We start from the raw sequence: 14,858 nt of genomic DNA, 5'->3' as shown, positions 1-14,858 counted from the left end.
GGTATGATGGCTTTATCCAGCTTGAAAATGGTGTGGGCATGGTGAGACTGCTCATAGATGAGTTTGATGAAGAGTGGAGCTGCGTAGAGGGCGATGACAGAGAGTATGAGGTGTCCATGGTTACTGGAGTGCTCGTATATGATTCCATAAAGCTCCTTGCTAACAGGATCCCTGAGAAGTTCCCTAATGTGAAGGTGCATCTGTATAAGATCATTAATGATTTTTTTGGACATAGAATAACCGTGACAGGATTGCTTACGGGTGGAGATATAAGAAAGCAGCTCACAGGAAAGCCTCTTGGGCAGCGGCTTATACTGCCTTCCAATACTCTTATGGCGGATGAGCCAAAATTCCTTGATGATGTGACGCTTGCAGAGCTCACAGATGCTTTACAAGTCGATGTTTGTATTGTAGAATCAAGTGGTGCTGATTTTATTCATGCAGTAATTGGCGATGATATGTAATTAATTATATATGGAGGAAGATAGAATGAGTAAACCTATAGTTGCCATAGTGGGCAGACCCAATGTAGGTAAATCAACTCTGTTCAATGTGCTTGCCGGAGAAAAGATATCCATAGTTCAGGATACACCGGGAGTTACGCGAGACAGAATTTATGCTGATATCAACTGGCTGGATTACAATTTCACTCTGATAGACACAGGAGGAATTGAGCCGGAGTCAGACAATATTATACTTAAGAGCATGAGAGAACAGGCAGAGATAGCCATAGAGACAGCGGACGTCATCCTGTTCATGACGGATGTCAGACAGGGAATGGTTGATGATGATGCCAAGGTTGCCGATATGCTCAGAAGATCCAAGAAACCTATAGTTCTCGTTGTCAACAAGGTAGACAGCTTTGAAAAGTTCATGCCGGATGTGTATGAGTTCTATAATCTTGGACTTGGAGATCCACATCCTATATCAGGTTCATCCAGACTTGGAATAGGAGATATGCTCGATGAGGTGGTATCACACTTCAATGAGTCTGCAAAGGATGACACGGAGGATGAGAGACCTAGAATCGCCATCATAGGAAAGCCAAACGTAGGAAAATCTTCTATAATTAATAAGCTTCTCGGTGAGGACAGGGTTATTGTATCAGATATAGCCGGAACCACAAGAGATGCCGTGGATACAGAGATCGTCAGAAATGGCAGAGAATATGTATTCATAGACACAGCGGGACTCAGACGAAAGAGCAAGATTAAAGAGGATATAGAGAGATACAGTATCATAAGAACAGTATCAGCGGTTGAGAGATGTAATGTTGCAGTCCTCGTAATAGACGCAACGGAGGGAATAACCGATCAGGATGCCAAGATCGCGGGAATCGCACATGATCGTGGCAAGGGAATGATAATAGCTGTGAACAAATGGGATGCTATCGAGAAGAATGACAAGACCATATATAAGTTTACAGAGGAGATCAGAAACAAGCTTTCATACATGCCGTATGCGGAGCTGCTCTTCATATCAGCCCAGACCGGACAGAGACTTCCAAAGCTGTTCGAGACCATAGATGCTGTTATAGAGAATCATTCACTCCGCATAGCTACTGGTGTTCTGAATGAGATTATGAGTGAGGCGGTTGCTATGCAGCAGCCACCATCAGATAAGGGTAAGAGACTTAAGCTCTATTATATTACCCAGGTGTCAGTTAAACCTCCTACATTTGTCATATTTGTAAATGACAAGGAGCTTATGCATTTCTCATATACACGTTATATAGAGAACAGGATAAGAGAATCCTTTGGATTCAGAGGTACACCTCTAAAATTCATAATCAGGGAGAGGAAAGAGAAGTAGTCATGGAGATGTTGATTAGGGCTATATGTCTGGTTGGGGGCTATGGAGTAGGACTCATTCAGACAGCGTATATTTACGGCAGGATAAAAGGTGTTGATATAAGAAAGTATGGAAGTGGAAATGCGGGAACGACAAATGCACTGAGAGTTCTTGGAAAGAAAGCTGGACTGATAGTTTTCCTGGGGGATTTCCTCAAAGGAATAATCGCCTGCTCACTGACACATATCATACTTGGCCAGCTAGGTATAGGTAATGCATACATGTTCGTACTGTATACAGGACTTGGAGTTGTGCTTGGTCATAACTTCCCATTCTATATGCAGTTCAAGGGCGGCAAGGGAATTGCTGCCAGCGGCGGAATGATAGTAGGTCTGTGGGACTGGAGATTGGTAGTGATACTCCTTGCAGCGTTCGTTATAAGTGTTGTGATAACAAGATATGTATCGGTTGGATCACTTACGATCATGATCGGATTCTTCATATTATACACAGTATTTGCAATTCATGGAGATTATAATTTCACATCGAATGCAAAAATGATCGAAGGAATAATCATGGCGGGAATCATAGCCGGAATGGCCGTGATAAGACATTGGCAGAATATCAAGAGACTGATAGCGGGAACGGAGAATAAGTTGTCGTTTGGTTCTAAGAAGGCTTGATGGAAAGCGGAAGCGAATAGAGAGTTATTGAATCCCCTCCTTACTGGATAAAACAGGAAGGAGGGGATTTTTTGTAGTGAGCAACGTTTTATAGATGTCTGGATAAAACAAAATCAGATAACATAATGAGTATACATAAAACCGAGATTATGGTTATGTGATATTTATACGCAGTGAAATGCGTATTAAAAACTGTTGATTAGAATAATGTGAGTTTACATAACTAGCCCAAAATCTAAAAATACAGTAAAAATTTGCAAAAACATCCATGTATTGTCACTATAGACTGGATTAAATGATGAAAAAAAGTTAAAATAGAAAAAAATGATTCAAGGATTGAAAAAAGAAATATAAATATTTTGGAGGTATTTTACGATGAAAATAGGTGTTCTCGGAGCAGGTGGATGGGGTTCTGCACTTGCTAATCTGCTGGCAGGAAATGGACACGAGGTTATAGTGTGGTCTATAGATGAGAGAGAGGTTGCCATGCTCAAGGAATTTCATGAGCAGAGAGACAGACTTCCGGGCGTTATACTTAACAGCAGTATTGAATATACAACAGATGCGTCAAAGGCTGTTATTGGTCAGAAGATGATAGTGTGCGCAGTGCCTTCTCCGTTTGTCAGAAGCACAGCAAAGAACATCGCTGACAAGGTGAGCAACGGACAGCTTATCGTGAATGTCAGCAAGGGAATAGAAGAGTCCACACTCAAGGCTCTCGTGGAGATCATTGAGGAAGAAATCCCACAGGCTAAGGTGGCTGTCCTTTCGGGTCCGTCACATGCAGAGGAAGTAGGCCGCGGAATACCTACAACGGTAGTTGCCGGTGCCCGTGATATAGAGATTGCAAAGACGATCCAGAACGCATTTATGAACGATTATTTCAGGGTATATACAAGCACTGATGTGACTGGTATTGAGCTGGGTGGTTCAGTGAAGAATGTAATAGCTCTGGCAGCCGGAATATCAGATGGACTTGGACTTGGCGACAACACGAAGGCTGCTCTTATGACCAGAGGAATGGCGGAGATCATGAGACTTGGACTTGCCATGGGCGCAGATGTCAAGACGCTGTCAGGACTTTCAGGAATGGGAGATCTTATAGTTACATGTACATCCAAGCACAGCCGTAACAGGAATGCCGGATATCTCATCGGTCAGGGTAAGACCTATGAGGAAGCTATGGCGGAGGTCAAGATGGTTGTTGAGGGTGTTTATTCTGCCAAGGCAACACTGGCACTTGCCAGGGAGCATGGGGTTGAGATGCCTATCGTTGAAGCAGTCAATAATGTATTATTTAATGGCATGACGGCAAAAGAGGCTCTCACAGAGCTTCTCAACAGAGACAGAAAGAGTGAATTGTAATCGATTATATTTTATATGTTTGATATATTTCGATAGATTATGCTGCCGAAGAATAGTAGTACAAAATCACCTAATAATTAAACGATAAAGTAAATGTGAACAAAAAAGCAACAGAAAACTGTTCTTTTTGTTCACAAACTGTTTACAATTACCATGTGTTATGATAAATTTAAAGCAAGTGTGTAAGTCGAAAAATAATTAGAAAAGAGGTATTACAATGGCAAAAACTACGAAAAAGCTTATAGCACTGCTGCTGGCGGTAGTTATGATAACTACGTTGATTTCGCCTTCTAATTATAGTTGGTCCAATGCGGCCGAGACGAGAGGGGGAGACGCATACGCCACGGCTACTGATTCGATAGCAATGCTGTCGAGTGCAGCAGTAACCGGAAATCTTGAAGATTATATTACTGGAGCTACGATTGCTGATAAAGCAGGTAATATATATGGTAGCAGTTCAAGACCGTCCACAACGCCGCTTCCTGTAGATCCAAATGATCCTACAAAAGCCGGTGTAGATATCCAGATGTCTATGGATATAGTGTTTCCGGAAAATGTTGTTAATAGCATAGTGGAGTCTGGTGAAGATGCAACATTTACTTATACGATGCCGGATACCATAAAGTTTAATTCCGATATTCTGAATGAGGATATAACTGATGGAAGTGGTAACAGGATCGGTTCGTATTCAGTTGTGAACGGAGTCCTTACTGCGACGATCGATCATACAGCACTCGAGGGGGGAGCCCAGCTCAAGGCTTTCTTCAAGGCGTGGATCGATATGGATCTCACAAAGTACAATGAGAAAAACCAGGTCGAGAACAAATTCACAAGCACTGTGATTGTGACTGTGGATGTGGATTTCAAGCCTGATGTGGATGTGAAGAAGACCGCATCCGAGGGTAGAGTTACAGATCCTAAGGATGGATATGTATACTTTGACTATACCGTAGAAGTTTCATCCAATCATGGAAGTGCCAGTGAGGATCTGAACTTTAGTGATGTTATAGCCAACGACATAGCAGGTGTCATACCTGAAGTTACAGATATAAAGGTGATTAAGTCTGACAACACAGACTGCAGCTCATCACTCACATATAACAGTAGTACCTCTACTATAGAAGGAACTCTTCCTGCACTCGGTGCAAAGGAGTCATATAAGATAACCTATACAGTAAAGAGTAAAGTCGATGATCTTTCTCAGGACGTGATCAATCTGAACCAGAGCAATATTGCAGAGGCTAAGAATTCAAAGGTTGATGATAAGGATCAGACCAACAAGGGCTACAAATATGTGAAGGACGGTGCCACAGATCTCAAGGTTACAAAATCCTCAGATGGTGTGAGCATTGATCCTGACGATCACAAGATAGTTTACAAGTACAAGGTTATAGTAAGTTCTGAGTATGGAAGCGATGGTGATATTACACTTGATGATATTCTTGCAAATGAACTTGACTCAAAACTTGGATCTGATGCCAAGAGAACAGTACAGAATGTTACATGCAAGCTCAAGGACAGCAACGGACAGTACACGGATGTCACAGCAAATGGATATGTGACTCCTGCAACAGGAACCATAGGAAATGGTGAAACAGTTATAAATGGAAATCTTCCGAAGCTTGACGCTAATTCACAGTATGAGATCACATACGAGGTTATTGTCTCAGATATTGCCGATGACATCGGAAGCATAAATGTACACAATAAGAATGGTGTAGACGTGTCAGATGATTCACATGACGAGCATACTGATAACGACAGCAGTACATGGTACAATGCCGGCAAGTCTACAGCATCCATAAGTAAGACCGGTTCACTGTCAGGTGACAAGTCAACCATAACATGGACAGTAACCGTGAATGCGGATAAGAAGAAGAATCTGACAGGAATGTCAGTATCGGATATACTCACAAAGAATGGGACAGAGCTCACAGACGAAAAGACGTGCAGCGTATCCATAAATGACACAGATGTTTCAACCACTATCAATCTTCCTGCAAGCTTTGTGGAAGAGAATGGTAAACTTTATTTGACGGATGGAACTTCAAGGGTTGATGTGACAGAGAACAAATCCAAGATCGTGTTCACCTACACAACAGATTCATCCAAGCTTGATAAGCTGACTGATGTTTATAAGAATGTAGCGACAATAGAGAAGAACGGAGTTACGGACAGCGCCGAGGCGACTGTAGAGGTGGCCGGTGATTCAGTAAAGAAGGAATTCGTATCAGAGACGGAGAACGATGATACATATACCCTTGCATGGAAGTCTACAATATCTGGCGTTGACAAGCTCAATGCGAATGATACATATACTGACTCTGTAACATATGATAATGGAGCACTTCCAAAGCATTACTTTACGGCAGATCAGATAAACGGACTTACAATAGCTGGCCTCACAGAGGGAGTTGACTACAAGGTAAAGGTAACATACGCTGACTTCTCAAATGTATGGGCACCAACGCTTTCAACTATTGACAGCGTTGCAGATGTTCCGGCATCATCTGATAACTACATAATAGGATATACAATAGAATTCCTCAGAGATATAACAGGCACGGAGGAGACCCCGATAGATTATGTTATCACATATAATACGACAGTAAAGTCTGACAGCAAGTATACGGCAGTCAACAAGGGTACTCTTACTATTGATGGTTCATCCAAGACATCACAGGATTCACATCCTGTATCTGGAATAACGAAGGGGTCTGTTGTAGAGAAGTACAGCTACACTAATGGTACTGATGAGAAAGAAAGCATTGTAGTATATGACAAGGCTAACAATGTGTTCGTATATAAGGTAGTTCTCAACGGTGACTTTGCGTATGGAGATGGAGACAGACTTTCCTTTACAGATACACTTCCTGCAGGAACTGAGCTCGATACTACATACCTTAAGAGTGATATGCTTCCAGAGGGTGTAGGAGAGACTATTGGCCATGCTGGAATATATTTTGTTTCTTATTATGCAGATAATAAGACGAGACCTCAGACAGGTGCAAATAATTATATAGAGAACTTTAATGTGGCAAGCAACAGTATTAGTTTTGACATAAAGTCACTTGAGTTTTATACCAGAAATGTCAAGGTTGTTGTCTACTATGCAGTCAAGGTCACAAAGGATATATCATCCGTTGTTGGTGGCAGTGACGTGGAATTCACCAACAATTGTTCGGCAACAGTTGTCAGAACCGACGGTTCAACTAAGACCAAGGATGACAGCGCAAAGGTTACTGTGACTGGACCGAATATTACCAAAACTGCAGGAAACTATGATAATGACACCAACAGTATTGAATATACTGTGCATATCAATGAGAAGGGTGAGGCTCTTGGCAATACAGGATCCATAACTGTAGTTGACAAGTATGACTACAGCAATGCGGATGCAGTAAAGAGAGTATTTATCAAGGATGGTTCGTTTAAGCTTCTGTACGCAGATACAGGCGCTGAAGTTCCGGCGGACAAATACAGCTATACATATGCAGATGATACGACAGCTAAGATGTCTACACTGACACTCACCATGCCGGATGAGACAAAGTTTATTCTGAAGTATACATATACTCTTGTATATACAGGTAAGCTTACAGCGGATGTTAAGAACAGCGTTGGTATTCTTGGATCTACAAGTTCGGCAGATTCGTCATCAACGGACACGAACATCAATGATCAGGATTCATCAATGGGAACTGATACAGAGCAGTTTAATCTTTCGATAATAAAAACTGACTCTATAATGACAGGAATCAAGCTTGCTGGTGCGAAGTTTGCGCTTTACAGATATGGTGATCCAAACAACAGTGCAGACACTAACTGGAATCTCATGGTACCTGGAAGCGATGAGGAAAGAGTAACTAACGAACAGGGAAGACTTACATTATCAAGTTTGTATTATAATTACTATTACAAGCTTATAGAGGTGGAAGCACCAGAGGGTTATGAGAAGCTCACAGATCCTATATACATATATGAGAACAATATCTCATCCAGCCTGACAGGACCGAAACCTGCTGAGGTGACAACTGATTCTATCTCAGACATAGTCCTTGACAGCAAAGGTTCACAGGATTATACACTGCCAGTAGATAACACTCCTGAGAACAGAAAGATAACTGTTAAAAAGGTATGGAAGGATGCTGCAGGTGGAACACTGAAGGATATTCCGGTTGACAGTATAACAGTTAAGATCTATGCATCAACTAATCCATCAAGTTACGACAAGAACACAGATCCTGTTGTAAAGACAATTACCTTAAATAGTGCAAATAAGTGGACAAGCGATGAGATAGAGCTTAAAGTAGCTGATGCAAATGGCAACTACCTCTACTACTTTGCAGAAGAGGATTTCGATAATGCTGATTACCAGGTCACAATAAGTAATAATGGAACAGCAACCGGAACGATCACCATCACGAACACCAACACAAAGGTGACAAATGAGACGATCGATATTCCTGTAACCAAGAAGTGGGATGACAGCGACAACATTCTGTCAGCAAGACCAAAGAACATCAAAGTTACACTTGCCACAGAGGATGCGGCGGGCAATATAACAAAGATCGTTGACAAGACACTTACACTCAATGATTCAAATAACTGGAGTGGAACATTTACAGATCTTGATAAGAAGGATGCCGATGGCAATCTTATCAACTACACTGTAGATGAGGATGACGTAGAAGGATATACAAGCGATGTTCAGCTCACAAAGGATGAGAACGATGTAGTTACCGCTGCAACGATCACAAACAAGCTGAATGTTGGAAGCCTTGTTATCACGAAGTTCTTCAGCGGAGACCTCGATGATACAAAGCTTACAGATGCACAGAAGAAGCAGATCACATTTACAATATCAGGCCCTGAGGGATACAAGGGACCTACAATCGTAACATATGATCAGTTTTACTTAGGAAGCTACGTTATCAATAATGCTCCATATGGAAAATACACTGTAACAGAGACAAGTGCAGCGTTTGATGGATATACACATAAAGTTACATATACTGTAGGTTCATCAACAGGCAATACGGCTGCGGATGTTGTTATTTCATCATCGTCATCATCACTTGTGACTGTGGCGAATGAATACAAGGCATTTATCACGGTAAGTGGAACCAAGGTTTGGGATGACAATAATAATCAGGATGGCAAGAGAGCTGAGGATATTAAAGTCCGTCTTATGAATGGAACGACTGAGGTCGCAAGTAAGACGGTTACCCCTGATGCGTCAGGTAACTGGAATTTCAGCTTTGCTGATCTTCCAAAGTACGATGATAACGGCAATGAGATAGCTTATACCGTTAAAGAGGATGCGGTTGCGGGTTATGATACCAAGATAACCGGCGACGTGAAGACTGGATTTGTCATCACCAACAGTCATACACCTGAGACAATTGATATCAGCGGAACAAAGACATGGAATGATGCAGATAATCAGGACGGAAAGAGAGCTTCTGAGATTACAGTAAGACTTCTTGCAAATGGCAATGAGGTTGCTTCAAAGAAGGTTTCAAAGAATGATAACTGGAAGTACAGTTTCACAGATCTTCCTAAGTATGACAACGGATCAGAGATCATGTATACAATAACAGAGGATGCTGTTAAAGATTATACAACTTTGATAGATGGATATAACATCACCAACAGCTACACACCTGGTAAGACAAGCATTTCAGTGACAAAGGTTTGGGATGATAACAATAATCAGGATGGCAAGAGAGAAACCAGTGTTAAGGTCAAGCTCCTTGCTGATGGATCAGATGTTGCAGATTCAGAAGTAACACTGAATGCCGATAACAACTGGACAAACACATGGAACGATATTCCACTTAAGTCCGGCGGTAAGGATATAACATATACTGTTGAAGAGACAAGCAATGTGCCAGGATATAAGGCTGAAGTTACAGGAGATGTCAAGACAGGTTTCACTGTTACCAATAGTCATACACCTGAGACGATAGATATTGATGGAATAAAGACCTGGAATGATGCAAATGATCAGGATGGTAAGAGACCTAAGAGCATCACAGTAAATCTCCTTGCAAATGGTCAGACTTACAAGACAAAGTCTGTTACAGAGGCAGAAGGTTGGAAGTACAGCTTTACAGGTCTTCCAAAGTACAGCAATGGTCAGGAGATAAAGTATACCATCACAGAGGCCAGTGTGGAGGGATATACAGCAGCTCCAAATGGTTATGATATTACAAACACACATGTTCCAGAGACTACAGATGTCAATGTCACGAAGATCTGGGATGACGCTGGAAATCAGGACGGCAAGAGGGCAAAAGAAATCACTGTCAAATTATTTGCTGATGGCACAGAGGTTGCCGGTTCAGAGGTAACTCTTAAAGAGGACAACAACTGGACGTATACATGGAAAGATCTTGCAGTTTATAAGAACGGTACAGCTATAGGTTATACAGTAGATGAGACAGCCACAGTAACCGGATATACGAAGAAGGTCACGGGTGATGCCAAGACAGGATTTGTAATAACCAACAGCTACACACCAGAGACCATCAATATAGCTGGTACAAAGACATGGGATGATGCAAACAATCAGGATAGAAAGAGACCTGAGAGCATAACTGTAAATCTTCTTGCGGATGGTCAGTTATACAAGACAAAGACTGTTACAGCTGAGGAAGACTGGAAGTATAGTTTCAAAGATCTTCCAAAGTATAGCAGTGGCAACAAGATAGTTTATACCATTACAGAGGATGCGGTCGGTGATTATGCTACTGTAATAGACGGATATAACATTACAAACACATATACACCGGCAAAGACAAGTGTATCAGTCACAAAGAGCTGGGATGATGCAAACAATCAGGACAGAAAGAGACCTACGAGTGTAAAGGTTCAGCTGCTTGCGAACGGAATAACAGTAGATGGCTCAGAGACTATATTAAAAGCAGATAACAACTGGACACATACATGGACAGATCTTGATGTGAACAAGGATGGAGCTGCGATAGCTTACACTGTAGAAGAAACAGATATTACTGAAGGATATACTCCAGTGATAACCGGAGATATGACAACAGGATACACAGTTACGAACAGCTACACACCAGAGACGACATCAGTAAAGGGCGTTAAGATCTGGGACGACGGTGAGAATCAGGATGGTATCAGACCTCCAAGTATCACAGTCAACCTGATTGCAAACGGAACAAAGATCAAGAGTCTTGAAGTCACAGCAGCAAATGACTGGAAGTTTAGTTTTACAGACCTTCCTAAATATGCAGATGGATCAGAGATAACATACGAAGTAACTGAGGATGCTGTTTCCGAATACACTACAGCTGTGACAGGAGACGCAGAAAACGGATATACATTTACCAATAGTCACACGCCTGAAACGATCAATATAGAAGGAACAAAGACCTGGAACGATGCAAACGATCAGGATGGCAAGAGACCAGGAAAGATTACGGTAAATCTTCTTGCAGATGGAGACATATATGCTACGAAGGAAGTAACTGAGGCAGATGGTTGGAAGTACAATTTCACGGATCTTCCAAAGTACAAAAATGGCAATAAAATCACGTACACCATCACAGAGGATACTGTTGAGGACTATCAGACACTTGTCAACGGATATGATATCACGAACAGTTATACGCCAGGAAAGACAAGTGTATCAGTTACAAAGGCCTGGGATGATGCTGATAACCAGGATGGCAAGAGAGCTAGAAATATAAAAGTAAGACTTCTTGCCGACGGAAACGTAGTTGCAGATTCTGAGGTGGATCTCAGTGATGCCAACAACTGGAGTCATACATGGAGTGATCTTGATATCAACAAGAATGGATCACCTATTGAATATACTGTTGAAGAGATTACATCGGTTGAAGGATATGCAACAGTTATCACAGGATCTGCGAAGACCGGTTATATCATCAAGAACAGTTACACACCAGAGACAACTTCAATAAGTGGTAAGAAGATATGGAATGATGCAAATGATCAGGATGGTAAGAGACCAGGAAAGATCACAGTAAATCTTCTTGCAAACGGAGTGAAGGTGGCTGATAAGGAGGTTACAGCTGCGAACGGCTGGAAGTACAGCTTTACAGATCTTCCAAAGTACGCAGGTGGCAACGAGATCACATACGGTATCACAGAAAATGCTGTTGAGGATTATCAGACACTTGTAAATGGATATGATATCACGAACAGTTACACACCAGGAAAGACAAGTGTATCAGTTACAAAGGCTTGGGATGATGCCGACAATCAGGACGGCAAGAGAGAGAGTTCAGTAAAGGTTGAACTCCTTGCTGATGGAACTCCTGTTGTTGGATCAGAAACAACTCTCAGTGCTGACAACAACTGGACATATACATGGGCAGGACTTGATGTCAAGAAGAGTGGTGTGAATATCGTCTACAGTGTAAGAGAGATAACCGCAATTGATGGATATACAACCACAGTCACAGGCGATGCTGAGACAGGATTCACAATAAAGAACAGCTATACACCAGAGACGACATCAGTGAGCGGCAGCAAGTCATGGGATGATGCGGACGATCAGGATGGCAAGAGACCTGGAAATATCAAGGTAAACCTTCTTGCAGATGGCAGCGTATATGCTACAAAGACGGTAACCGAGGCAGAAAACTGGGAGTATAGTTTTACAAATCTTCCAAAGTATAGAGATGGTGGAATTCAGATCAAGTATTCTGTATCTGAGGTTGATGTACCAGAATATACAGGTGAGGTTACAGGTTATAATATCACGAACAGTTACACACCGGGAAAGACAAGTGTATCAGTTACAAAGAAGTGGAGTGATAATGATAACCAGGACGGCAAGAGAACACCTAGCGTAATGGTTCGTCTTCTGGCTGATGGACAGGTTGTAGCTGGCTCTGGGGTAACACTCAGCAAGGCAAATAACTGGACACATACATGGAATGCTCTTGACGAGAAGAAAAATGGACAGACCATCGACTACACAGTTGAGGAGACTACAACTATAGATGGTTACACAACAGTCATAACAGGAAATGCAGCTGATGGATATGTGGTTGACAATCAGCACACACCTGAGACGATCAATGTATCAGGTACTAAGACGTGGGTTGATGACGATGATCACGATGGTCAGAGACCAGATTCAATAACAGTTAAGCTTCTTGCAGATGGTACTGTTATAAAGAGCCTCGTGGTTACAGCAGATACTGACTGGAATTACAGCTTTACAGATTTACCAAAGTACAAAGATAATGGAACCCTGATCAAGTATTCTGTATCAGAGAATGCTGTTTCGGGATACAAGGCATCTGTTACTGGATATGACATAACAAACACATACAAGCCAAATGTTATAAAACTTACCAAGACCATAAATGGAGATATTACAGCAGATGATGCAGCGACAAATGTAAAGTTCAATGTTACAAACAATGCAGGCTACAGTAAGATCATAAAGCTTACAGACTCTGAGGTTGCAAAGCTTGGAAATGGCAAGTATGAGATAACTCTTGTAAATGTGCCGGATGGTACATATACAGTTGAGGAAACATCATATGCATATGATGGAGCAGCGGTAACAGTCAGCTATACTGTGGATGGAATAGACGGTGAAGGAACAGAGGCATCCGGAATAACACTTATTGGTGGAAATACAGCCGATGTAGAGTTCGTTGATACCTACAAGCTTGGCACTGTCAAGTTCACTAAGGCTGGACTTTATAAGGAGTCATGTGCTGAAGACCCGGATGATGTAAAAATGCTTGATGGTGTAGAGTTTGCGCTCTATGAGGGTACAGATACAGAGTGTGAGAATCCTGTAATGACAGCAACAAGTGTAAATGGTGTTGTGACATTCAAGGATCTTAAGATTGGTACGTATCTTGTAAAAGAGAGTAAGACTATCGGAGATTATATTATCGATAACACAGTCTACACAGCAGAGGTAACAGAGGCAAACATTGACACTTATGCAGTGTTAAATGGTGTTCAGGATAACACACTGATAAATGATCTTCCTAGAACAGATCTCAAGATAGAGAAGGTTGCAGAGGAGAACAATGGCATAAAGCTTCCAAATTCAGTATACGGACTCTACAAGGAGAACGAGAATGGTGAGGAAGAGCTTGTCGCTAAGGCTACAACAGACAGCAACGGAGTTCTCAAGTTTGACGGTATTTTGATCGGCACAGAGTATACGATCAGAGAGATACAGGCGCCGGATGGATACTATGTATCTGAACAGCCAATATCAATCAAGTTCAAGAAAGATGAGAACGGAAAGATTACAGTTGAATCATTTGACGGTGGTTTTAATACTGACACAGGTAAAGTCACAGCCAGAGTTGATGAGAATGGAAACATTACATGGCTTGAACCTTCAGTAAAATACAGCTTTGAGAAAGTAGATGAGGATGGTGTTCCTGTAAAGGGCGCAACACTTCGACTCGAGGATGCTGATGGAAAACTCATTGATGAGTGGGTAACAGATGGCAGTGCGCATGAAGTCAACAATGTACTTGTAATTGGCAAGATCTATGCACTCATAGAGGTTAAGGCTCCTTCGGGCTATGACAAGGCTGATGATATACTGTTCACAGTTTCTGATGATAAGGTTGCAGCTGGCGAGGATATTGTTGTTACTATCACAATGGTTGATAAGAAGACAACAACGACCGAGACTACGGAAACCACAGAGACAACCGAGACAACACAGACAACTGAGACTACTGAAATAACAACAGAGGACAAGAACAAGCCGGATACTGGTGACAGAGCTCCTGTTGTACCAATAGCAGTTGTGCTCTTAATAAGTCTTGCCGGATGCGGTGTTATTGTGGCATCTAAAAAGAGAAAAAATAATCAGAGCAGCAAGTAATACAAAGCTGTGACATGTCCCCCGGGAATATCACCTTATATGGTGGTATTCTGGGGGATTTTTTTGTTCATAAAACAGCAGTTACATTCATATGCTATATATAGAAAATGACCGTAGATCTATTGTGTTTACAGTAATATAATTAT

5 protein-coding genes are annotated in these 14,858 nt (G+C 41.7%); all 5 read left to right on the top strand.

What is annotated here, in order from left to right; all coding sequences use genetic code 11:
• Window positions 1–464, top strand: a 464-nt coding sequence (locus tag AB5150_RS00835; RefSeq protein ID WP_368291057.1) for a DUF512 domain-containing protein, incomplete at its 5' end; no start/stop codon positions are given.
• Window positions 465–489: 25 nt separating this feature from the next.
• Window positions 490–1,812 carry a ribosome biogenesis GTPase Der gene (der, locus tag AB5150_RS00830; RefSeq protein WP_022216420.1) on the top strand — a complete coding sequence of 441 codons (1,323 nt, stop codon included), beginning with the start codon at window positions 490–492 and terminating at the stop codon, window positions 1,810–1,812.
• An 11-nt stretch (window positions 1,813–1,823) separates the two neighbouring features.
• On the top strand, window positions 1,824–2,474 hold the full coding sequence (gene plsY / locus AB5150_RS00825) for a glycerol-3-phosphate 1-O-acyltransferase PlsY (protein WP_334290618.1): 651 nt from the start codon (window positions 1,824–1,826) through the stop codon (window positions 2,472–2,474).
• Window positions 2,475–2,849: 375 nt separating this feature from the next.
• A complete protein-coding gene (locus AB5150_RS00820; RefSeq protein WP_022216421.1) occupies window positions 2,850–3,839 on the top strand; it encodes an NAD(P)H-dependent glycerol-3-phosphate dehydrogenase in 990 nt (329 codons plus the stop codon).
• Window positions 3,840–4,056: 217 nt separating this feature from the next.
• Window positions 4,057–14,712 (top strand): Cna B-type domain-containing protein, encoded by a 10,656-nt coding sequence (locus tag AB5150_RS00815; RefSeq protein ID WP_368291056.1) that lies wholly within the window; start codon window positions 4,057–4,059, stop codon window positions 14,710–14,712.
• Window positions 14,713–14,858: the final 146 nt, after the last annotated feature.

Source organism: Coprococcus sp. RTP21281st1_F1_RTP21281_210402, from assembly GCF_040915325.1.
Classification (GTDB): Bacteria; Bacillota; Clostridia; order Lachnospirales; family Lachnospiraceae; genus Coprococcus; species Coprococcus aceti.
This window is presented reverse-complemented; position numbering and strand designations above follow the sequence as displayed.